Here is a 23,368-nt window from a genome sequence, read left to right as displayed (position 1 = left end):
TGTCTTGGGCAGTAGCCAAACACTCTACTATTTGCGAGGCCATTGCTTCCGAGAAGTTTCCATTATCGGAACGAAAAAGCCGGCCTGAGGAATAACCCCTCTCGCGGTTATCGGAAGTATCACCGCCTTCAATCGACTGCGCCCAAATCTTCCGAACTTCCGCTTAGCGGCCCGGAGTCGACCATCCCGCAATGTCCCAGTTGTGCAAGAAGCAGCCCTTACGGGTATTGTTGGTGGCGCGAGGAGCTGTCCATGGAACGCAGCTTACTAGCGCAGTGCCTTCAGCGCCAGGCGGATAAGCTCGAATTCAAAGTCGAGGTCGTCGATGGTGGCCTTGTCAGCAACCAGGATGGCCTCGCCCTCGGGGGCGGACTTACGCAAGACAGCCTTCCAGGTAGAGGGGCGCGTCGACGTAGCCGACGGAACCATCAGCCACGAGCATGACTTTGGCCGGATCGACCACCTCGATCCCATGCCCCCTTGCCTTCTCGACGAATATTGCGGCCTTGTTTCCACCAAGCCCGTGAGGCTGAGGGCGTGGATCACGTTACCTGACACGGATACAGGCGCCTGCAACTAGGGAACGGCGGGACATAGACGCTCCCCTTTTCGACTGGATGGAGGGATGGCGCTGACTGGATCGAGATGCCGTTGGCGTATCCATGTGTGCTTATATTGTTACCTCGCCTTGGCATTGATTAACCGGCTTATGATAAATGGTTCTCAATCGCCTAGCTTGGTGGTAGGTCGGACAAGCTGTGCAGGAATTGTATGGAAAAGGTCCCGCAAGCGAGTTGTCTGTTCTGATGCGCGTTCAACCTAAGCCGTTATTATCTTTTCTTCTAAATCCGTTCGGCATCCATGCCCGAGGTATTGAGTATCGGGACGGTGGGCTGATCATCGACGCGCGGCGCGGTCGAACCGTCCACCTACAGGACCTTGCAGATCCCCCCTCTTTGAAAAGAGGCTTGCTGGGAACTACGGTCCGTATCCGAACCGACGATGGCATCGGAATTTCTCTCAAGGGGGCCAACTACCAGAATGCGGATACCTTCGCGCGAGAAGTCCGAAAGGCATGGACGACCTTTAATCTAGGTCGCTTCGAGGAAAAGCGCGGTACGATTGACGACATATTGGACGCCATAGATAAACTTGGCGAGCCAACCCGGTATCCGGCCGCCTGTGTTCTTTCGCCAATTCTTGACGAGGCTCGCTCGCTTGAGACCACTCTGTTCTCAAAACTTCCGACGGAAGCAATTGGAGAGAACAACCTCGGGCAAATCCGGAAGATCCAGAGTTTCATTCACAACGCCAGCCGTTGGCGAGATCAGGCGATCGCTCGATTCGAAAAAGAGGAGCTTGCGCGGTGGGAAAACTTCTTCGACACCTTCGAGAAGAATCCCCTCACGCCAGAACAGCGACTTTCTATCGTTGCGGATGAAGACGCAACACTCGTGCTGGCCGGTGCTGGCTCGGGAAAGACAAGTGTCATAACGGCGAAGGCGGGATATCTGGTGAAGGCCGGCATCCAACTGCCCGACCAGATCCTATTGCTGGCTTTCGCCAGGGATGCCGCGCGAGAGATGTCCGAGCGCATTGAGGAGCGTTGCGGTGAGCCACTGGAGGCTCGAACCTTCCATGCTCTGGCGTATGACATCATCGGAGCGGTTGAAGGCACCAAGCCCGCGCTGGCCGCTCACGCGACAGATGACAAGGCGTTTCTGGCACTGATCAAGGATATCTTGAGAGCACTCGTTGCAACAGACTCCGATGCCTCGCGGGCGATCATCCGTTGGTTTTCTTACACGCACCTCGAAGACAAAAGCGAGTGGGACTTCGAAAAGAAGCACGAATACTACACCTTTATCGAAAAGGCAGACCTGCGAACCCTGCAGGGTGAGAAAGTGAAGAGTTTTGAAGAGTTGATGATAGCAAACTGGCTCTTCGAAAACGATATTGAGTATGAGTACGAGCCGGATTACGAACACGATCTCCCTCACACAGGGCGACGGCGCTACTGCCCGGATTTCCGGCTCAAGAACAGTGGCGTCTACATTGAGCACTTCGGTGTGCGGCGGAAGAAGATTGGCGACGGAAGTGATGAGTTGCTGACAGCGCCTTTTGTTGATCGGGAAGAGTATCTAGCGGGTATGGCATGGAAGCGGGAGGTTCACTCAGCCTATAGCACGACACTGATTGAAACGTTCAGCTATGAGCGTGAGGAGGGCCGCCTCCTCGAGGCACTCGCAGAGAAAATTGCACCTTTCGAAACATGCCAGCCTCGCCCTCGGGAGACGCTGTTCGATCGTGTGGTCGAGCTGAATCAGGTCGACAGTTTTGTGCAGTTGCTCGGGACGTTTTTGCGCCACTACAAAGGTGGCGGCTACAACCTTGCTGACTGTGAGGCCAAGGGGCGCAAGCTGAAGCTCGGTCGTCGAGCGCAAGCTTTTCTTTCGATCTTCGGGCCGGTCTATGCCGAGTATCAGAGACAGCTTGGAAGCCGCATCGACTTCGAGGACATGATCCTGCGTGCATCAGAATACGCTGAGAATGGACAATATCGCAGCCCATATCGACACATTTTGGTAGACGAGTTTCAGGATATTTCACGCAGCCGAGGTCGTCTCGTTCGGGCGCTGAAATCCCAGCATCAAGACGCCCGCGTTTTTGCTGTTGGAGATGACTGGCAGTCAATTTATCGATTTGCTGGGTCTGATATCAATCTCATGCGCGACTTTGGTAGCGAGTTCGGCGGCACTTTTGATGGCCGCTCTGGCGTCTATCGGACGGTTGATCTGGGGAGAACCTTTCGGTCTGTCGACAAGATCGCATACGCAGCCCGCAAATTTGTTCTAAAGAACCCTGCGCAGTTACCTAAAACGATCATTCCGGCTGGAAGGGCTATCCATCCTGCGATCCAGGTGATTTCAACATTCCGACACGACTCCGAAGAGAAACTCCGGCACGTGCTTCAGGCCCTTTCGAACCTCGCCTCTCCGGGGAACCAGAGGTCAAGCGTCCTTTTACTTGGCCGGTATAGGCATGTAGCTCCGGCAGGCCTGCCTAAGTTGAAGAGGGAATTTTCGAACCTCGATCTGTCATTCCGAACCATCCACTCGTCTAAAGGACTGGAGGCAGATCATGTCGTCGTGTTGAACCTTTTTAGGGGTCGTACCGGATTCCCTTCAGAAATAGTCGACGATCCGCTTCTCAGCTTGGTATCGCCTGATGCCGAACCATTTGATAATGCCGAAGAGCGCCGCGTTATGTATGTCGCCATGACACGTGCCCGTCGCACGTTGACGCTCATGGGATCGGCATCCAAACAGTCAGCCTTCGTCTGCGAGCTGCTGGCTGATCCAGAGTACGAAATTGTTACCAAAGACGAAGGTCCGGCGCGTGATGAGGTCTGCACCGAATGTGGCGGCCAGCTTCTGGCATTTCCAACGAAAGACGGGCGAACACAATATCGATGCGAGCATGCGGAGCTCTGCGGGTACTCGCTGCCGGCATGCTCTGAGTGCGGAACAGGGCTACCCAAGCGGCAGCACACTTCTGGCGAGGCCAGATGTTCGTGCGGGGGCACGTTCTGTGCCTGTCCGGAGTGTCAGGACGGATGGCTGGTCGAACGGTCAAGCCGCTACGGCCCGTTCTTGGGATGCGTCACCTATCCAATCTGTAAGGGAAGAAAGCGACTGTGATAGATGGTGTGACTCGCCTGACCTTTCTCCTCAGAAATAATTCTCCGTGAAGTACGACTTCGAACCGCAGGATGACTGAAGATGAGCAAGAACCACACGGCCGGAGAGATAATTTCCAAGCCGCAGTAGGCAGGTGTGCGGGTGGCGCAAGGCCGGACGGCGGCAGATGTCATCGTGCACGTCGGCGTAACGTATGTCACCTCCGGGACGAACTGCTGAACGGGGTAATCGTCTACACGCTCGAGGAGGCACGGGGTATCCCCGAGAGCTGGCGCCGGCACTATAACACAGTGCGCCCGCACCCATCCTTGGGCTACCGGTCACCAGTACCAGAGGTTCTGATCCCGGCGTCCAAGCTGGCGCCTAGACCAACCTCGAATTAACGTCATCCTGGATCCCTCATGTGGCTAAGTAAGCGACATTAGAGAAGGCCGCTTCGGCAGGAACATCGCGTATAGGTACTTCTGAGACAAGCTCATCGGGGCAGAAGAGCCTGCAAATTGGTACAGATGCCACTTCGGCCCTCACCTTCACGAAGTCTGGGATGGCTGAGGAGTCGGCTCGTTGATCATGTTGACTGTAGCGATGCCGGATACTTTCAAGCGGCTAATTTCTTCTGCGGACCAACCGAGGACTGTGCGCAAAACCTCTTCGGTATGTTGCCCCAGCCGCGGAGGCGCCACTGGAGACACGGGGGGCGTGTCGGACAATCGGAGTGGACTACGCACCATCCGAATCGTGCCAAGGAGGGGATCCTCCACACTCACTATCGCATCTCTTGAGTGAGCCTCGGCCGAGGTAAGAGCCTCGCCCACCGTCCGAACCTCGCCAACCGGAATATTGTGCTTCTTCAGATGTTCTAGCCAATAGGACTGGGTCTCGCGTCTAAAAATCTCGGCAAGAACAGGCACCAGGATGTCTCGATTTGTGGTCCTCCCAAGGTTTGTCCGAAAACGCTCGTCCTCCCACAAAGACAGTACCTGAAGTGCATCACAGCACAGACGCCTGTACTGCTCGTCATTTCCAACTGCCAGTGCAATAAACCGACCATCGCCGCAAAGGAACGTCTGATACGGAACGATGCTTGGATGAGCGTTGCCGTACCGGCCTGGCTCGACACCTGTATTAAGATATCCAGAAGCCACATTGGCCAGGAATTGAAGGCCGCTGTCCCACAATGCAATGTCAATGGACTGTCCCTGACCAGTCTGCGCACGCACATGAAGGGCGGCCAAAATCGCCTGAACGGCGTTCATCCCTGTGACCAAATCGATGAAAGCGACGCCTAGCCGCATCGGTGGGCCCTGCGCTTCGCCTGTGATCGCCATGAAGCCGCACTCAGCTTGAAGTACGAAATCGTAACCGGGGCGGTGAGCAAAATCGCTGTCCCGGCCATATCCTGTGACTGAGCAACAGATTAATCGCGGGTTCGTTTCTCGCAGCTTACGGTGATCAAGTCCGAACTTGGCGGCCGTCGCAGGCAGAAAATTCTCAACTAGGATGTCGGCGTTTCTTGCGAGCTCATGTACGACAGCTTGGCCCTCAGGCGACCCGAGATCCAAAGCCACGCTTTTCTTGTTGCGGTTCGCGGTAAGGTAATATGTCGAAACATCCTTCAATGCGGGCGGCACCCAATGCCGGGTGTCATCACCTCGATCTGGATGCTCAATCTTCCAAACCTCTGCACCGAGATCCGCGAGGGTCATCGTACACCACGGGCCTGCAAGGACCCGGGTTAGGTCAAGCACTTTAATACCAGCGAGCGGCGCTTTCATACTGTATTCACTCCGTTCCTAAGAAGGTCCGCCGCAATGGCGCCGAACTGTGAGGTGGACGATCGCCGGAGCGAAACCGAAACTGTCACAAGTTAATACGCTCTGCCAGAGACCGTATACCAAGACGCGCCGCACCAAGCTTCTCGTCCGGCGAGTGCACCTTGTCCGCTTTGGTGCAAGTCCTTTGTCACTATGTAGGCGAAAGCATCAATCACACATGTCAATCATACTTTGCGCCATGCCATTCGCACACATGTCCCGCGCAACAGATGCGCGCCAAAGAAAGGCGTCACTACTCGGGATCTTGACTCTCTGCCGTTCTTTTCCTGTCGTCCAGCCACGGCATTCGCTCAAAATGCCGCCTCTCGAAAGCTTCAATTTCATCTGTGTGCGTGCGGGTGAGTGCAATGTCGTCGAGACCTTCCAGCAGGCACCGCCGCTTCAAGCCATCGATGTGGAATCGATAGGTCTTTCCGCCTGCTTCAAGGGACAGTTTTTCGAGGTCAATTCGGATCGTGTTGTCGCCCGCATCGGAACTGATGACACCCACGATCTCGGCGACCTCCTCTTCAGGGAGCCGGACAGGGAGGAATCCGTTGATCAGAGCGTTGTTGAAAAAAATGTCTCCGAACGATGGTGCCACGACGGCTCGAAATCCATAATCAGCGAGCGCGTAGACCGCAGCTTCGCGTGACGACCCAGAGCCGAAGTTCCGACCCGTTACGAGGATCTGCGCGTCGGCGTAGCGCTCCTGATTCAACACGTGGCCTGGCCGCTCTCTGCCTGCCTCATCGAAGCGAGCATCATATAACAGGCAGTCGCCATAGCCTTCTTTGCGCGGCCGGCGCAGGAAGCGGGCGGGAATGATTTGATCAGTGTCGATATTGGCGGCGGGCATCGGGGCCGCTTTCGCCGTGACGGTTACAAACTGTCTCAAAACGCGGTCCTCAGAAAAGGGATCGAACATCGGCAATGTGCCCACAGAGCGCAGATGCCGCGGCGGATGCCGGACTGGCGAGATGGGTACGAGCACCAACGCCCTGGCGGCCGACAAAGTTACGATTAGATGTCGACACTGAGCGCTTCTGAAATCCCACTAGATCGCCATTCATACCGACGCACATCGAGCAGCCAGCACCACGCCATTCGAACCCGGCCTCCCTGAATATACGATCTAAACCTTCTGCCTCCGCCTGCGCTCGGACGCTCATTGAACCAGGACTGACAAGCACCGGCACCCGCGCCCTCCCCTTCTTGGCGACCTCGGCGGCAGCCCGGAGATCCTCGATGCGGCCGTTTGTGCACGATCCTATGAAGACCTGGTCGATCTGAACGTCCTGAAGCCTTTCACCAGCCGCTAGTCCCATGTAGTCGAGGGCGCGCTGCCATTCGTCCCGGCGCTCCGGGGAACCAGCACTCTCTGGATCTGGGATTGTACCATCGACCGGGATCGCTGTTTCGGGAGTTGTGCCCCAGGTGATCATCGGGGCATGCAGTTCCTGGTCGATGGTTATCTCCGCGTCGAAACGGGCATCCGTGTCCGTCCTGAGGCTGCGCCAATACGCAATGGCCTGTTCTAGCATCTCGCCGGTTGGGGCAAAGGGCCGATCCCGGACGTAGGCGAATGTCGTCTCGTCCGGGGCGACGAGACCAGCTCGGGCGCCTGCCTCAATTGACATGTTGCAGACTGTCAACCGCTCTTCGATCGACATTGCCTCAATTACCGGCCCCGCATACTCGATCACATGGCCGGTGGCACCGCCCGTACCAATCTTGGCGATGATAGCAAGTATCACATCTTTCGCGAAAACCCCGGGGGCGAGCCGGCCGTTGACCGAGACGCGCATTGCCTTTGGCTTCCGCTGCCAAATCGCCTGGGTTGCGAGTACATGTGCGACTTCGCTGGCGCCGATCCCAAACGCTAGCGCGCCAAGGGCGCCATGTGTGGATGTATGACTGTCGCCGCAGACGAGGACCATCCCGGGCAACGTCAGACCGAGTTCGGGACCGATAACATGGACGATGCCCTGACGGCGGGTACCGAGCCCCCAGGCCTCAATGCCGAACCGGCTCATGTTCGCATCGAACGTCTCAACCATCTTGCGCTGGTCGACTGCAAGAGAATCGAGCCCCCCCTGGGTCGGAACGTAGTGGTCAGCTGTGCCGAAGGTCTGATGGCGCCGTGCTACCCCCAGCTGATTGTCATCGAGCTTGTCAATTGCCGTCCGTGACCCCTCATGGACCAAATGACGATCAACATAGAGTAGGGAGTCGCCGCCTTCGGTCCTGAGGATCTCGTGGCTTGACCAAACCTTCTCGAACAGCGTCTGCGACATGGAGACCTCCGAACTTAACAGCGGTTGTGACAGCGCACGCCCGCCATCGGCCTTGGTGAGCGGATTGGCACAGGCCCGCTCACATGGGCCTGCCGAAACGGTGCCTCGCCACACACCAACCGAGACTGTGCCCTTGGTCTGAGGCACCCAGAATGGCGATCAGCCGTGGTGAAGGTGCCTCGCGCGAGCTCACGGTTGTGACCGGACGGCTTGCAGGATTGCACCCGGCTTAGCTGACCAGACACCCTCGTGTTTCATGATCGCAGAGAGCGCTTCCCGAATTGGCTTCACACGATAGGGCTGGCCGCTGATCGAGGCATGGAGTGTTAAAGCCAGAACACGACCACTCTCTTTTGTTGCCTCTGCGTTCAAGGCGTGAAACCCATCCAGGATCTGCTCTGCGAACTCCACTGCTGTCTGATGCCATAGGCCCATGCAGTAGACGTCGCTCAACTCGAACGGATAGGGCAAGCTGACAAGACCCGATGCCGGACCCGTGAACGGGTAAGGCATATCGTCATTGGACCAATCGCAGCAATATTCAAGGCCTGCCTCAGCGAGCAGCTTCGGTGTATGGTCGGACTGCGATTGCCCAGGCGACAACCAGCCAGTCGGGTTGGCGCCGGCTTGGCGCAACATCTCCAGCGATCGGCGGATCCACTCGCGTTCGTCTTCCTCCGAGGTCGCGTTCGTGTGGAGATGCGCCATATCGAGACCATGCGCAATGACCTCGTATCCACGAGCTATGATATCCTGCATCAAGAACGGTGTCGATTGCGCAAGGGCTGCATTCATGGCCACTGACGTCTTGATGCCAAGATTGTCCAGCATGCGAAACAGACGGTAGCAACCGACCCGATTGCCGTAGTCGCGCAGTGTGTAATTCCAATAATCAGGGTACGGACGCTCCAAACCCAGCGGAACTGGGAATGGTGTTTTTTCAGTATCGAGTGGGAATTGCTCGAGTACCACGTTAACCCAGAGCGCAACCCGCGCTCCGTCCGGCCACGTGATCTTCGGGCGCTGCGACCATGCCGACCACTCATAGAAGTCGTGATCCATACCGTAGCCACGGCGGGGATAAACGAGATACTCATCCGGCAGGGGCATGGCTTGTCCTCAGCATCTTCGCATGGGCAACAGCATCGTCATAGTAGTGATCGCGGTACCAGTGGGCGATCTCTCGACCCGTCGTTAGCCAGACCTTGTCATGGCTTTTAATATAGTCGAGCGCCTCAAGAAGCGGCTCCAGGCGGTGGGGCTGTCCGATAAGGTATGGATGCAGCGGAACGCACATGACCATGCCGCTCTCCTCACCTTCCGCATAGAGCTGGTCAAACTGTGCCTTGATCATACGGCCGTATTCACGTGGGGTTTTCATGGCTCGCGTATAAGCGATCACGTCATTCATTTCGAGTGAATAGGGAATACTGCACAGGCGCCCCGTCTCAGTCCTCACCGGCATTGGCTGGTCGTCGTGGAACAGGTCGCATGTATAGGTAACACCGTTCTCTGCGAGCAAATCCATCGTCCAGGGATTGTTGGACACGGAGGGGGAGAGCCATCCGTCAACCTTCTGCCCGCTCGCCTGATAGATGGTGTCAATCACATCCCGGATGAAGATCTGCTCCTGCTCTATCGACATATTGAGAACGAAGCGAGTGTTATAGATACCGTGCGAAAACAACTCCCAATCGAGCTCGACGCATCGTCGTATAATCTCGGGGTGGTGATCACATACTGCGACGTTGAGCGATACTGAGCCACGTATGCCCAACTCCTTCATGGCATCAATCATACGCCATACACCGGCACGGTTTCCGTAATCACGCCAGGAATAGTTGAGGACGTCCGGATTTGGCCGTACCCAGGCATTCTTGCTCATGTTCGGCGGCGGATGTAGCTCGTAGAACTCAATGTTTGGAGCCACCCAAAAGGCGACGCGGGCACCATTGGGCCAACGGATTGCAGGGCGTGAGGTTAGAGGCAGATAGTCGTAGAGCCCCGGCTCGGAGCGTTTCATCTGTTCACTCATCGCTCAGCCCCATTGCAGGTTTCGAGCCACACCCGGACCTTCTCGAAGGCGACCACGTCAGCGTATTTCAGCGCCATGTCATACAGATTTGCGAAGTGAGGACTCTCGTGCTTGTCTGATACGCATTCCTCGGGAACGACGACGCGGTATCCATGCGAAAGTGCGTCGACGACCGTCGCGCGGACGCAGCCCGATGTCGAACCGCCAGTGACGATGACCGTATCAGCCTGATGCCAGGTGAGATATGAGCCTACGGGGGACTCGTGGAAGGCAGACGCCATGCGCTTGTTGACGATGAAATCGCGTTCCCGGTCGATTTGCAGCCGAGCATCAAGCGTCGCCCTGTCGGAGCCCTCGCGGATGTTCTGCAGGCTGTCGGGTGTGTTGGTGCGAATCCCCCAGGCGCAGGCATCAGCCCCGCTCGGGGAAAATGCCACATAAGTCCAGATGACGGGCATTCTGAGGTCGCGCACCATGCTCGACAGTACGTTGACATACTCGCATTGGCGCGGATTGGTCTCATAGGCAGTGACGTATGTGTCGACCCGTGTGTAGGCATTTTGAAGGTCGACGTTGATAATGGCTGGCCTCTTGCCAAACCCGAACGGGGGTCGGGGCGGCTTTGCCTTGATGGCCTCATAAAGCTGCCTCGCCGTTTGATCTGAGCGCTCCATCTGCCTTCTCTCCCTTATTCTAACCTCTCTGCGCTGGGCAAAAGCCCCGACGCCAAAGGATTTGCCCCTTTATTCACGACCGCTGGAGGTTCGATCGGTATCAGTACCCGATCAGCCCGAGCAGCGTCTTGGCGTCGGTGCGCCTACATGCCGAGATAGGCCTTACGGACATCGGCGCTGTCCAGGAGATCTTTAGCCGTACCCGAAATCGCATTTCGACCGTTCTCAAGAACGTAGGCCCGATCAGCGATCTCCAGCGACTGGGCCAAGTTCTGTTCCACCAGCAGTATTGTTAGTCCGTCCTTTCGCAGTCGGCTGAACAACTCGAACATTTCAGCGACTAGAAGTGGCGACAGCCCAAGTGATGGTTCGTCGAACATGATCATCTTAGGCTCGCTCATCAGACCCCGCCCGATCGCTAGCATCTGCTGCTCACCGCCGGATAGCGTTCCCGCCAACTGCTCGTGACGCAGCTTCAGTTTCGGGAAGTATCTGTACACACGCTCGATATTGGCAACGATGTTCTTGCCACCGCGCCGGTAGGCGCCGAGGGTCAGGTTCTCCTGCACAGAAAGGTTTGGAAAGATGCGGCGGCCTTCCGGGACCTGAATCAAGCCCCGACCAACAATCGCGTCGGCTTTCTCCTGGGTGATATCCTCACCTTCAAAGAGCACCCGTCCAGCGTTCGGACGGTACATGCCGACAACATGATTAATTAACGTCGACTTACCGACACCGTTGCTCCCGAGGACCGCCACGATTTCTCCCGGGAACACGTTGAGCGAGACATTGAACAGAACCGGGAGCATGGCATAACCAGCCTCCAGACCGACAACGCTCAGTATTGCCTCCTTGCTCATGACGCGTTCCTGCTTGCAAAACTCTGCGCTCGGGTAGCCGCGCCGGGTCCAAGATAGGCCTCGATCACTGCCGGCTCCCGAACAACCTCTTGCGGGGTCCCCTCGGCAATGAGGTGGCCTTCATTAAGAACGTAGGCGCGGTCCGAGAGACGCATCACGGCCTGCATGACGTGCTCGATAAGGAGGATCGTTACGCCCGTATCGCGGATACCAAAGATGATTGGCACGATCTCATCGATCTCGGTCGGCGTTAGACCGGCCATGACCTCGTCAAGCAGCAGGAGACGTGGGCTGGTCGCCAGGGCACGGGCCACCTCAAGTCGCTTGCGCCCGGCGACGGTTAGTCCAGCAGCGATCTTCTCGAGCTGCCCCCCGAGACCCACCTGACGTCCTATCGCAGCGGCATGAGCCAGAGCGTCCTGCCGCCGCGGAAAACGGGCATATGCGCCGACCGCAATGTTATCGAGCACTGACAATTTTCCGAACGGCTTGACGATCTGGAAAGTCCGAACCATTCCGAGATCGCAGATCTGGTGCGGCTTCATGCCAGTGATGTCGCGGCCGCCGAAGGTGACACTGCCAGCGTCTGGCTTTAGGAAGCCCGCCACAGTCGCGAAAAGCGTCGTCTTGCCTGCTCCGTTGGGCCCGATGAGTGCAGTAATGTCGCCCGCGTTTGCGCTGATGCTGGCGTCACGCACTGCCACGAGGCCCCCGAACCGCTTAGTTAATCCCTGAGTGGTCAGCATCGGTTCATCCTGCAGTGGCCGTAGGCCGACGGCGCATGAGCGCCCATGGGCGCCTCAAGCCGCCGATCAGACCATCTGGCATATAGCGGACGATCAGGATCACCATGATGCCATAGAGGATCAGATTGAATCCGGGCACTCCACCGGTCAGGGACTGGCCGAGCTCGGCGGCAACCCGAAGCACAACTGCACCGACGATCGGGCCGAACAGCGTTCCTGCGCCTCCGATGATTGGCGCCAGCAGCATTTCGATAGAGACCGCGGCCCCAAAGGCAATGTGTGGGTCGGTATAGAAATAGTACTGGCCGTAGAAGCAGCCTCCAACGCCGGCGACGGCACTGGAGATGAGGATGGCAATCATCTTATATCGGAAAACATCGACGCCTAGGGCAGAGGCCGCCTCCTCATCCTCCCGGATCGCTGCGAACCGCGCGCCGAGGCGCGAATTCTGAATCGCGAGCACCAGGAGATGCACGAGAACGAAAAGAACAAGAATGAAATAGAAGTAGCCGGATTTTGAGAACTGCAGATGCTCAATCCCAAGGCGCGTGGGCAAGTATTTACCTGAACCGGCACCAGTGAAGCTGACAACGCTCGCCGTCATCCGCAGGATCTCCGCGAAGGCCAAGGTCACCAGCGCAAAATAGCTACCGCGCAGCCCATAACGAAAGCTGACAAAGCCGACGAATAGCCCGGTAACTGCTCCAGCAACGGCCGCACTGACGAGCGCGAGCGGAGCCGGCCAGCCGAAATCGACCTGCAAGATTAGGCTTGAATAGAGGCCAACCCCGAAGAATGCGGCGTGGCCGAAGGAGAACTGCCCGCACAAACCGCCGAGAATGTTCCAGGACTGTGCGAGGTACGCCGAGAAGAGCACAGCGATAAAGAGGCCAAGGAGGTGGTTTGACTGGACAAATAGCGGCACTGCCGCGAGCAGCAATGCAAGGGTGGTGATCCGAACCATCTGCCCTCCCCTATACGCGCGCCGAAAACAGCCCTTGAGGGCGGAATGTCAGGATCAAAATGAAGATGACGAAGATACCAACCTGGCCCAACCGATCGCCGAGAAAGAAACCGCCAACTGATTCCACAAGGCCAACGAGTAGGCCGCCTACCAAGGCACCTACGATATTGCCCATGCTCCCGAGCACGACGATGGTAAAGGCGAGCAGGACGAAAACGTTGCCGATTTGAGGATTGACATAAAAGATCGGCAACAGCAGCGCGGCTGCCGCACCCAAACAGGCCGTACCGATACCCATCGTTTGTGCATAGACGCGATCTACATCAATACCAACAACGCGCGCGCCAAAGGGCTCTTTGGCAACGGCGCGCATCGCTCGCCCAAAATTCGTTCGCTCAATGACCAGCCACATGGCAACGAAGAGTGCACAGGCTGCGACAAAGGCAATAATACGAGTCACCGGGATCAGTGCAAAACCGAGGTCTACGACCGTCATCATGTAGTCGAGCTGGAGCTGGCGTGTATCCCCCGTCCAAAGATAAAGTGCGAGATTATCCATCACCACGGCAGCGCCAAGCGTGATCAGGAGAATATTAGTATCGCGCCCCTGCCCGGCGTTCCCGATGACATAGCGCTGCAGCCCATAACCCGCGAAGTACATCAGTGCCATCATGAACGGGATGGTTACATAGGGATCGATCCCGAGAAGGGTAACGGCGAAGAAGACCCCATACATCGCTACCATCAGCAAGCTGCCATGCGCGAAGTTGATAATGTGGAGCACGCCGAAAATCAGCGTCAGCCCCATAGCCACGAGAGCGTAGACCGCGCCATTCATGAGGCCGGTCACAACGGAATGCAGAAGGATTTCGAGGCTTAGCATCGATGATGTGGCTCCTTCCCAAGGTCACTGAAAGTCATGGCCTGCACCACAATCTGTTCCACAATACAGAACTGCGGTCCGAAGTGCGTTACAGGCTCCGCCGGGCTCAGACGCTTGTCAAGAGGTTAGGCTTAGGGACTACGGAGTAGACGTATCCATCCTCGCCTATTGACAAGGTCACGATAGCCGATCTTACTGTTCCGCATTGTGTGTTCCCATTCCGTATTGCAGAACAATGATAGCTGTAGCGCTACAGAATTACTTACGCTAGGAATCGAGGAGTCGCATGAGCGTACGATTGACGACACAGTTTCGGCGGCTCCTGGCGGAGCCAGGCCTCCGAGTGGTACCAGGTGTAGCCGACGCGCTGTTCGCACGGATTGTGGCGGAGGTCGGATTTCCAATCGTCTACATGTCTGGCGCCGGCACCACCGCCGTCAGGCTCGGCACACCCGACATTGGCCTGTTGAGTATGACCGAGATGGCCGACAACGCTGGCCGCATCGTAGACGCAAGCGGTCTCCCGCTGATCGCGGATGCTGATAACGGTTATGGTGGCCCTCTGAACGTCAGGCGTACGATTCAATGCTTTGAGAAAGCCGGCGCCGCTGCAATTCACCTCGAAGACCAAGTCTTCCCCAAGCGCTGTGGTCACATGGATGGCAAGCTGCTCATCAGTCAGGCTGATATGGTGGCAAAGGTCAAGGCAGCCGTTGATGCCCGGCGCGACCCGGATTTCACAATTATTGCGAGAACCGATGCGATCGCTGTCGAGGGCCTCGAGAAAGCGATCGAGCGCGCCAACGCCTATCGCGAGGCTGGCGCGGATATCATCTTTATAGAGGCACCGGCTGAAGAGCATCTAGGCGCGATTATTGGCGCGGTTTCTGGACCTCATCTTTACAACATGGCATCGAGCGGCAAGACGCCCTTCCTGAAGGCCTCAGAAATCGAGGCGCATGGATTTAAGGTCGCGATCTATCCGAACTGGGCGATGTTTGGGGCGATCCGCGCCGCACGCGAAATCCTACGACATCTTAAGGACACCGGCGATATCGCTGCCATTCGGGAGGATGTTGTCAGCTTTAAAGAGTTTTTCGACCTGCTGGGCATGCAGGAGGTGCGGAAGCTCGATGCGCTCTATGCCTCAAGCGACGTTGGTCGTCTCAACTACTGAGCGCTTGTCCAGAACAGAAGCCAGGAGGGAACACATGACCAAGACTATAGTCAGCGGCACAAACGGCATCTCACGCCGGAACCTACTGATAACGGGCGCAGCCGGCGTCGCTAGCATCGGTTTCCCAGCCGTGCTGCGTGCGCAACCTGCCACGATCCGCATCGGCGTTCAGCATCCCGTGACTGGCTTTCTTGCCTATTCGGGCGGCCAGTGCCGTACTGGGGCGACCATGGCGATTGACGCGATCAATGCAGCTGGAGGAATCAAGTCGCTGGGCGGCGCGAAGCTGGAAGCGGTTCTCTCGGACAACCAGAGTAAGGTCGATGTCGGCCTCTCCGAATTCGAAAAGCTGGCCGAGTCGGGCGTCTCAGCCTTCGTGGGCCCCTACGCGAGCGCCATCGGCATCGCCACGTCTCAAGCCGCGACCCGCTACAATCTTCCGCATGTCTGTGACCTGACAACCTCGGACCTCGTCATTTCCAAGGACAAGCCGTCGACCTTTCGATTCTCGCCTGGATACGGGCAGATCGCCAGGGAGGCTGTCGAGCGCCTAGTCAAGATTAACGATGCAGCTGGAAAACCTGTCAAAACAGTCATGCTGGTGCATGAGGAGTCGGAGACCGGATCCGGCGCGCAAAAGCGTCTGATTGAGGAGTTGCCTAAGCATAATTTCGAGATCGTCGACACAATTCTGCACCCAAATCCGATGCGTGACTTTACCAACATCGTTTTGCGCATCAAACAGCGACAGCCCGACCTTCTAATGATCGGCAATTTCTACAATGAATATGTGCTGCTCGTCCGCACGCTTCACCAGCAGAAGGTCCAGCTGAAGGGCATCTACTCGGTGATTGGCGGCGGAGCCACGAGCTTCCGCTTCCTGCGCGAGTCCCCAGAAGCTGCGCAGTACGCCATGGATTGTAATCACTGGTACAATCCGAAAAGCCAGAAGGCACTCGACCTGCGCAAGAAGGTAGAGGCCGCGGGGCTCGATTTCTCCTACGAGCTCTGGTTGAACTACAACGCTATTGAGCTTCTGGCAGACGCGCTTGAGCGCGCTGGATCTGACAAGCGCGACGCGATCGTTGCCGCGCTGGCCTCAAGCACCTTCAAAGACCATATGCTACCCTACGGTCCGACGAAGTTCGTGAATGGACAGAACACCGGTGCTTTGTCGTCCAACCTTCAGGTTCTGGGCAACAACATTGAACTCATCTTGCCAGAGGAGTTCTCATCGGCCAAGCCGGTCTTCCCTCGGCCAGCCTGATCAGGTACGTCCGGGTCGAAGGCTTGGGTTTGTCTGGCCGCTTCGCAAAGGTTTCCCTGCGAACGGTCGCGACGCCCCCGCCCTTTGACCCGATTTCTACGGAACCACAAGCGAGGAAGCGAGAGGTGGACAAAAGCGTCACGAAAATGTTCGCTCTTATCGAAGCCCTGGCGGGGAGCGAGCAACCGCGAGGAGTGACCGAATTGGCGCGAGAGCTTGCTCTCACCAAGACCAACGTCCACCGGCTCCTGCGCACACTGGAAGCCAACGGCTTTGCGCGCCGTGTCGGTGAACTCGGCCGGTATGAGCTAACACTTAAACTATGGGAGTTGAGTTCTCAGGTCGTCGCACGGCTCGATGTCAAGAAGGAGAGCGCGGGCTTCCTGGCGCGCCTTTCGGAAATGACGCAAGAGACCGTGCATCTTTCCGTCCGCGATGGGTTCGACGTCGTCTACATCGACAAAATCGAAAGTGCTGAGCCCGTCCGAGCTTTCACAAAGGTCGGCTCCCGAGCGCCACTATACTGCGTTGGCACTGGCAAGGCGATGCTGGCCTTCCTCCCACCTGAGCAGATTGCAAGCCTTGAAGGCCGGCTCGAGCGCTATACCGACACGACCATCACAGATTTTGGGGCACTCCAAGAGGAACTGGCTCAAGTCCGCATCCAGGGCTTCGCTGTATACCGGGCCGAGTGGCGCGACGGAGTCAACAGCATTGCCGCACCAATCCGCGATCATAGCGGGTCTGTTATCGCTGCCGTCGGGATCGCCGGACCAGCAACCCGACTGCAACCCAACGCCTTTCCACGGCTCGCTCCGTTGGTGGTTGACACTGCGGCTGCCATCTCGCGTCGACTTGGGTATCATCCCGTTGAAGATGCACCAGGCTCACACGCTAGTCGATCAGGCGGGGGTACAAGAGGAGATCATCTGCAATACCCGTCTGCGCTAGGGCACACTTGAGCAGTTCGGGAGATCACTAGGGGCGCCAGATTATCCACTAGCCCCTTCATGATGCTAAGCCAGAGCGACCTATCTACGGCGTGGGGACCCCTTAGTCATCATTCACATCGTCGCCTGTCATATCTTCGATCAGCAAAAGAATGTTCGGATCGCCCTGCCCGTCGAGGAACTCTCGGATACTGGCAATCGTACGTTTCTTTTCTGGGTACTGCCGAACGGCTCGCCGATGGCTGTCAAGAAGCCGGCTCACTTCATCAAGGTTCGTGCGGATAGTCTGTGCTAAAGGGTCCCTCCCAGCCAGCAACGCATATCTCTCAACCTCGCGGTAGCGAAATAGCCCCGCCAATGCCAGCAATGCGTTCCTGAACCTCATGCTGAAGGATCTCTGGCTTGTGAGCTGGACAAGTTCTTGCGACAGCATTTTGACCAACTTATCGACCAAGGATCCCGTTAGAGCCTTTGGTGCCTCCTCGCGACGTGACAGGATCATGGCGAGCGCATTCAGAGTGTCCGTATTGGCTGCGCGGGAAGCAAGAACTGTAAGCACCCTCTTTAGATTCTCCACTCCAGTGATGCTGCGGCCTGCTCCTTGCGTCAAAACAGTCCGGGCGCGATTCGGCATCAGGAGAGGATGGCGCTTCCTTGCTGTATCAGCCTCCAGTGCTTCTACGATCGCTTGCTTTGTGGCCTCGGGGCAGAGAGTGAATGTCCAAGTGAGACATCGAAGGCGATGGTTGTCAGCAGGTGGGTTCTGGAGGGAGGCTCTCTGAATCTGCACGTCTAGAGCGTCTAGGATAGATGTGAAATCCGCTTTTTCTTCGGGGGAAAGCGTATCAGGCAGTGTGCCATCCGTTCCAACCGGCCAGAATCGCGTTCCTGTTACTGGATCACGCAGTGAACGCGACAGCAGCTTTGCAAGCCGATCGGGATCAAGTCTCCCACTGCGCGTCATCTGCCTTACGACAGTTGAGATGCCCTCGAACCGATTGCTTCCCCTCCAAAACTCATCATGAGGCCGTTCGACGACCCGTTCTGGAATGGTTGGAGGTGGAGTTCTGAGCTCCTCCAGAACCTCCGCAGGGGTCCTAGCGTCGGGTGTCAGCTTCGCCCAATCCAGAAAGATCGGATTCCGCTGCAGCGGTTCCCAGTCAGGCGAGGTCAGAGACAGCTTTGCCCAGCTCTGCCCTGGTGTCTGCCGTAGGCGAAGTTCGACAGCGAGATCGCGAGGAGGCGCACTCTCCAATTCCACCTGCCAATGCCGAACTTCTGTGTCCCCTTTCAACACATAGAAATCGATTTCGGTTTTTCCGCGGAGCCACCTTAGATCGTGGTATGGAGGGGAGACATACTCTCTGTTGGCCGGAAGGGTCGCTTCACTTCCAACAAGATCTTCAAATCCTGGCTCATCCCCTCTAAGCACAGCAAGGCCAATGGGTGTAAGATGGTCAAAGTAGTGCGGCAGACCGCGTTCGATCAGACGCCCGGCAAAAAGGGCTCCGCGTGCCGTCCCACTCCAGTCGAGCGTCTCCAGTCGACCAAAGTACTGTTCAAGGGTCTTGACGAGTGGGTGTGCGAAGCGGTCAGCCAAAGGGGTTACGAAGAAGGTTCCAGAAACTGGTTCGCCATCTTCAAAGGCCGGGACATGATCAATATGCTCCAGTTTGAGGAGCGTCTGAGGCGAAATATCGGGTGCGATCACGTCGAACCAGTTGCCATTGTCGTGCCGCAGGATCTGTGTGTCGCCAGGCCTCTTCCTTCCAAAAAGGAGTTCAATGGCGAGCGTACTTTGCTCACATCGCCCATCAGCCAGCAGGGGGTTTGCCTTTAGGACGGCAGCGTGGACACGATCGTCGAATTGCCTGAGCCCAAACTGCGAAAGGATCTTCGATCCATATCCATCCCGCTCTGGCGCTACATGGCCATGGTGTTCTTTGTCCTTTCGGAGGCGGAGCGTTTGGACTTCGATGCCATCATCGCAATGGATCAGGAACCGGAACTTCGCACCATCTGCGTCAGCTGGAATAATTTGACGTTCCAGCGCATCGAGGAAAAGCGCCACTGGTCGCCAGAGGAGACGGTGAGCACGTCGGACACGGCGAAAGAGCGCCAGTACTCTTCCCTGTGCAGCCTCATCGAAGCTCGGATGGTCCGGAACCGCAATGATCACATCTTCGGCGTCGCGCGTGAGGGCGTCTACTGCCGCTGCATAAGCTCCGATGTCCACGTCTGGTGCGCCGGTCGCAATGGCATCACAGATTTCCGCAATGGACACACGTCGATTTTCAGCTCCGATCAGTCCCCACCCCTTTCCTCGTCCGTGCGGAGCCAACGAAGCCTGAGGACCACCGATGCACTCCCCGGACAGCTGGCTAACGGCCACGCTTCTAACACCACCGTCTAGGATTAAAGGTTCGGGGAGCCGCTCATCCGGCTCCTCAGGATCCCAATCGCGCGCAGCGACATCCTGCCAGCCATTCAGATCAATACCAGACACGCGCCGCATCAGTGGTCACCCGCCATGATCCTCGATGAGAGGAAGCGGCCGAGGGCTGCAATTCCTTCCCAGAGGGCGGGTCCATCAACACCAATCGTCGAGACAAGGGCATGGGCCGTCTCCACCGCGATCGCTTCTCCTTCGTCGCTGACTGGACGTAAGACGATCCCTGCTGTGATCCGAGCGCGACGTCCCTGCTGGACAATTTCTGTAATTTCAGCCGCTTCGTCCTTTACAAGGCCACCGGCCGCATCCCAGATCGGCCAGATGGCAACGTTGTTGAGGAACCCCCCGACGTCCCCCGTTCTCCCGAAGCGAATCCAGATCGGAGCGGCGTAGTCAGACAGGCGCGGATCGGGACTCTTCATTCGGTAGCGCACTTCTACCACTATCCCCTGTTCCGGCAGGTGAACCACGGCCAGAGGATTATCGTGCTGAACCCATGACCCGCGGCTCTGCTCCTGCAGGAAGGTCAGCGGCGCGGAGGCAATGATCCGGGCTCCAGGCACGCTCACCAAGGCCACCATGACTGTGAGGGTGCAGAACTCTTCCCAGGAGCGGGCCTGCCAGCGCCAAAGTTCGTCGAGAACCTTATTGTGATCCAAGAGTTCCAGCCAAGCATTCCAGACCCTGTGGTACTTGACGTTCTGCTGCAAAACAAAGTTCGGTGTCACGCCTGGTTCTGCGAGTCGCACGCCCTGATCAGCGAAATCGCGCGCCAACCGTCGGCAGCGGCGACCGAATTCTTCAACCTTCCGTGCTCGACTGGTGAGGCGCTTCCGCTGGTTGCGCTCCAGATAGTCACGAGTGACCTGCCGGGCGAGCTCGGCGTAGGTACGCAGGACCCGGTTCTCAAGGGTGTCGAAATTCTCCTCTCGCGCTACAGCCAGGATTCGTTGCCTGTCACCTGCTCGTTCGGCAAGGGTCTCCCCCGGCTGCCGCACGAGCCAAGTCATGGCTCTGCGATCCAGCTCCTGAACGCGGGAGATGGGCACCTGCTGATGTGTCCGCCGCAGGATGCGTCGCGGGGCACGGTCGAGCTCATCAAGTGTGCGTGACAGCGCCGCAGCGTGGCGAACGATGATGTCCATCTTGGGCGGACTGTTGTCATCCTCCTCGGTCCAACGTCGGCGAAGCTCATCCCATAGTCGCGCAGGATCAGCTAGTGCGGTGTCAACGTCGCGTAGCCTGTCCCAAACAGCCTCCGCCCTTAGCAGCAAACGATGGGCGGCGATCTCCTCCTCAGTTTGAGGGTCGCTCTTGACGGGCGGGCGTTCAAGCACGGATCGCCAAAGAAGCCGAACATCGCTGCTGCCACTCCTAACTGTTGGGCTCGGAGCGCGCCTGAGCGGGAGCGGCAGTTGCGCGAGCACACGAGAATCGCCGTTGATCGCGAAGCCAAGTACCGGCTCCGCAGCATCGCTACGGCCGTCTACCACCAAGCGGCCGCCCTCTTTTGCATAGATCCAGAGGGGACCTGAGTGGTCACGATCTACTTCGACCTGCGGCTGCCCGTCTCCTAAACTCGTGCGGTGGCGTCGGGTGCGTTCAGCAAGAGCCCATGGGCGTCGCCAGATTTCGACTGTAACCACCTTTCACTACCTCTCGCGCGTCAGTCCACGCCACACAAATAGACCGCTGCCTCTGGTCTGCTTTTCCCGGAGATCCGCGATTCGTTCAGCAAACACATGATCGGCCAAGTCATCGCGGATAAGCGTTTCAAGCCGGTCGAAGGCATCGCGATGGCTGTCGATTTCGAGACCGCGCAGCTTCGGCAAAATCCGGAATTCGACCTGGTCGGCAAGGGGCTCCCGTACATCCAAGCCACCGTTGCCTGGAGCGGGGTAGTTGGCCGTATACGCCAGAATCGCGTCGCGCAGACGGTGCCCGAACGGACGCCCACAGTCTTCCATGATGTCAGCGAGCTTACTGATGACATCGTCCGCTTTCTCACGGTGCGCTAGAGCAAGGCTGTCGACTGGATGAACCCATGTTCGCCACGACTTGAACGACTGCGCCTCGTCCGGACGCTCAGCGTTCTGAATTCCAGTAGGTTTGTGGAACTCACGAGGAGCAGCAAACTGCAGGACGTTACCACGATCCAGTACTTTGTCCGACAAAGCCTGGGTGCTCTCGTCATCGTTCATCGTGCCCGCGAAGAGGATATTGTGCGCGGGAAAGAGCGACAACGACTTCTTCAAGCCGCGGATATCGATCGGGATCATCGAGTCCTTGCGCTTGCGCTCGTCCCCGGCTTCGGCGTAGCGGGGACGGACTTCCAATCGGCTCAAAAACTCAGAGAAGTAGTACTCGACACGGGCCAAATTCATCTCGTCCAGGAGAACGAGGCTCATATGGTCACTCCGTGGATGGGTCATGTCGCGGAGGCTATTAGATGTATAGGGATCCATGTGGACCAACAGGCGAGCCAATTCTGTCGCCCGGTACTTCTTCTCAATGTAATTATAGAATCCTAGGAGATCCTGCGGGCTGTCCCAGCGCGGCTCCACCGCAATCTGCAGGAAGTGGATACCCATCGCTTCAGCGTAGCGGCGCGGGAGTAGACTTTTGCCGGTGCCTGAGACACCTGCGAGCACGGTCAGCTGAGTGCTGTCATTGATCTTGAGCGCCGTATGGAAGGCACGAACGGTGCGTGCACCATACTCCAGACGATGATCCTTGAGGTAATTCGTAACAACGTGCAATGCCTCATGCTCAGTTCGCGTGCTTCCACGGAGCGTCGCAGGGGCCTCAAGGCATGCCGGCAGTCGAGTGAGATCCTCAAGGAGCACGGCCGAGTCTGTGCCTCCAGTCTCCGCAGCTTCTGCGATAAGGCGTTCTCGGCGCGCTACGAGGCGCTCGAATTCATCGGCGAGTTCGTCTCGCCGCGCACGCTGCTGGACAACTTCGGCCATGATCGCCTGGCGCTGGTCCTCCTGATCCTCAAAGCTCGCGGTGCGCTTCTCGAGATCTTCGATTTCGGACAGGAGTGCGTTGCGTCGCGTCGCATTTCTGGCGAGCTCGTCGGCTAGCCGTGATGCCTCCTCACGGGCGTTGCGAAGCCTCGCCTCGGCCTCCAGCAGCTCTTCTTTCTTGTCGGCAAGGCCGCCAATCTCTCCTTCCAAGCGACTGAGCTCCAGCTCAAGCGCGGCTTGACGCGCCTGAAAGGCTCGCGCTGTTTCAAGAGTACGCATGGCAGAATCGCGTTCAGCGCGCAGCCCTGGAAGAGTAGCCTCAAGCGAAGCCCGCTCATCCTCAGAACTCGCTTTACGCTTTTCGAGTTCTTCAATTTCAGACAGGAGTGCATTGCGACGCATGGCATTCCTGCCGAGCTCGTCGGCCAGCCGCGACGCCTCATCGCGTGTGTTGCGGAGAGATGCTTCAATCTCCAGAAGCTCTCCCTTCTTACTCGCTAGGTGTGACTTCTGATCAGGTTGTTCCGGCGAGAGCCTGAGCCGGTGTTCGTCGCCCGAGGCTACCATGTGGGCGCTGCT

17 protein-coding genes and 1 pseudogene are annotated in these 23,368 nt (G+C 57.5%); 5 read left to right on the top strand and 13 right to left on the bottom strand.

Annotation, left to right across the window (positions count from 1 at the left end):
- Nucleotides 1-806 precede the first annotated feature (806 nt).
- A complete protein-coding gene (locus JKL45_RS13195) occupies nt 807-3,701 on the top strand; it encodes a UvrD-helicase domain-containing protein (protein WP_201861577.1) in 2,895 nt (964 codons plus the stop codon).
- 200 nt (nt 3,702-3,901) lie between these two features.
- Nucleotides 3,902-4,048: pseudogene (locus JKL45_RS13190) on the top strand (integrase core domain-containing protein); the annotation flags it as partial.
- A gap of 183 nt (nt 4,049-4,231) precedes the next feature.
- On the opposite strand, the gene JKL45_RS13185 reads toward JKL45_RS13190, so the two are convergent.
- The 10 genes from JKL45_RS13185 to JKL45_RS13140 all read right to left on the bottom strand — a co-directional run bounded on the left by JKL45_RS13185 (nt 4,232) and on the right by JKL45_RS13140 (nt 13,974).
- Nucleotides 4,232-5,476 (bottom strand): CaiB/BaiF CoA transferase family protein, encoded by a 1,245-nt coding sequence (locus JKL45_RS13185; RefSeq protein ID WP_201861576.1) that lies wholly within the window; start codon nt 5,474-5,476, stop codon nt 4,232-4,234.
- Nucleotides 5,477-5,768: 292 nt separating this feature from the next.
- A complete protein-coding gene (gene leuD, locus JKL45_RS13180; protein ID WP_201861575.1) occupies nt 5,769-6,443 on the bottom strand; it encodes a 3-isopropylmalate dehydratase small subunit in 675 nt (224 codons plus the stop codon).
- The gene (gene leuC / locus JKL45_RS13175; RefSeq protein ID WP_201861574.1) at nt 6,424-7,812 is read right to left on the bottom strand and encodes a 3-isopropylmalate dehydratase large subunit; all 1,389 of its coding nucleotides are present in this window, start codon (nt 7,810-7,812) and stop codon (nt 6,424-6,426) included. The genes leuD and leuC overlap by 20 nt, the downstream gene beginning before the upstream one ends.
- A gap of 189 nt (nt 7,813-8,001) precedes the next feature.
- The gene (locus JKL45_RS13170) at nt 8,002-8,922 is read right to left on the bottom strand and encodes a polysaccharide deacetylase family protein (protein WP_201861573.1); all 921 of its coding nucleotides are present in this window, start codon (nt 8,920-8,922) and stop codon (nt 8,002-8,004) included.
- Nucleotides 8,906-9,835, bottom strand: a complete 930-nt coding sequence (locus JKL45_RS13165) for a polysaccharide deacetylase family protein (RefSeq protein WP_201861572.1) — start codon at nt 9,833-9,835, stop codon at nt 8,906-8,908. Before JKL45_RS13165 ends, JKL45_RS13170 begins: the two co-directional genes overlap by 17 nt.
- An 8-nt stretch (nt 9,836-9,843) precedes the next feature.
- The gene (locus JKL45_RS13160) at nt 9,844-10,521 is read right to left on the bottom strand and encodes an isochorismatase family protein (RefSeq protein WP_201861571.1); all 678 of its coding nucleotides are present in this window, start codon (nt 10,519-10,521) and stop codon (nt 9,844-9,846) included.
- 143 nt (nt 10,522-10,664) lie between these two features.
- Nucleotides 10,665-11,366 carry an ABC transporter ATP-binding protein gene (locus JKL45_RS13155; protein WP_376771033.1) on the bottom strand — a complete coding sequence of 234 codons (702 nt, stop codon included), beginning with the start codon at nt 11,364-11,366 and terminating at the stop codon, nt 10,665-10,667.
- An 11-nt stretch (nt 11,367-11,377) separates the two neighbouring features.
- Nucleotides 11,378-12,127 (bottom strand): ABC transporter ATP-binding protein, encoded by a 750-nt coding sequence (locus tag JKL45_RS13150; protein ID WP_201861569.1) that lies wholly within the window; start codon nt 12,125-12,127, stop codon nt 11,378-11,380.
- A gap of 4 nt (nt 12,128-12,131) precedes the next feature.
- A complete protein-coding gene (locus tag JKL45_RS13145) occupies nt 12,132-13,091 on the bottom strand; it encodes a branched-chain amino acid ABC transporter permease (protein ID WP_201861568.1) in 960 nt (319 codons plus the stop codon).
- A 10-nt stretch (nt 13,092-13,101) separates the two neighbouring features.
- The gene (locus JKL45_RS13140) at nt 13,102-13,974 is read right to left on the bottom strand and encodes a branched-chain amino acid ABC transporter permease (RefSeq protein WP_201861567.1); all 873 of its coding nucleotides are present in this window, start codon (nt 13,972-13,974) and stop codon (nt 13,102-13,104) included.
- Nucleotides 13,975-14,272: 298 nt separating this feature from the next.
- On the opposite strand from JKL45_RS13140, the gene JKL45_RS13135 reads away from it, so the two are divergent.
- The 3 genes from JKL45_RS13135 (at nt 14,273) to JKL45_RS13125 (ending at nt 17,380) form a co-directional block, all read left to right on the top strand.
- Nucleotides 14,273-15,151: an isocitrate lyase/PEP mutase family protein gene (locus tag JKL45_RS13135; RefSeq protein WP_201861566.1), complete on the top strand. Its 879-nt coding sequence runs from the start codon at nt 14,273-14,275 to the stop codon at nt 15,149-15,151.
- A 34-nt stretch (nt 15,152-15,185) separates the two neighbouring features.
- Complete coding sequence (locus JKL45_RS13130; RefSeq protein WP_201861565.1) at nt 15,186-16,418, top strand: ABC transporter substrate-binding protein; 1,233 nt, start codon at nt 15,186-15,188, stop codon at nt 16,416-16,418.
- 125 nt (nt 16,419-16,543) lie between these two features.
- On the top strand, nt 16,544-17,380 hold the full coding sequence (locus JKL45_RS13125; RefSeq protein ID WP_312896958.1) for an IclR family transcriptional regulator: 837 nt from the start codon (nt 16,544-16,546) through the stop codon (nt 17,378-17,380).
- Between the two features lie 91 nt (nt 17,381-17,471).
- On the opposite strand, the gene JKL45_RS13120 is transcribed toward JKL45_RS13125, so the two are convergent.
- The 3 genes from JKL45_RS13120 to JKL45_RS13110 form a co-directional block, all read right to left on the bottom strand.
- A complete protein-coding gene (locus tag JKL45_RS13120; RefSeq protein ID WP_201861564.1) occupies nt 17,472-19,883 on the bottom strand; it encodes a hypothetical protein in 2,412 nt (803 codons plus the stop codon).
- The gene (locus tag JKL45_RS13115; RefSeq protein WP_201861563.1) at nt 19,883-20,965 is read right to left on the bottom strand and encodes a DUF2357 domain-containing protein; all 1,083 of its coding nucleotides are present in this window, start codon (nt 20,963-20,965) and stop codon (nt 19,883-19,885) included. The genes JKL45_RS13120 and JKL45_RS13115 overlap by 1 nt, the downstream gene beginning before the upstream one ends.
- A gap of 507 nt (nt 20,966-21,472) precedes the next feature.
- On the bottom strand, nt 21,473-23,368 hold a 1,896-nt coding region (locus tag JKL45_RS13110; RefSeq protein WP_210345758.1), incomplete at its 5' end, for a DUF8727 domain-containing protein.

Source organism: Microvirga soli, from assembly GCF_016734765.1.
In the GTDB taxonomy this organism is placed as follows: Bacteria; Pseudomonadota; Alphaproteobacteria; order Rhizobiales; family Beijerinckiaceae; genus Microvirga; species Microvirga soli.
The sequence above is the reverse complement of the archived record's forward strand: the minus strand, read 5'-3'. Positions and strand labels throughout refer to the sequence as shown.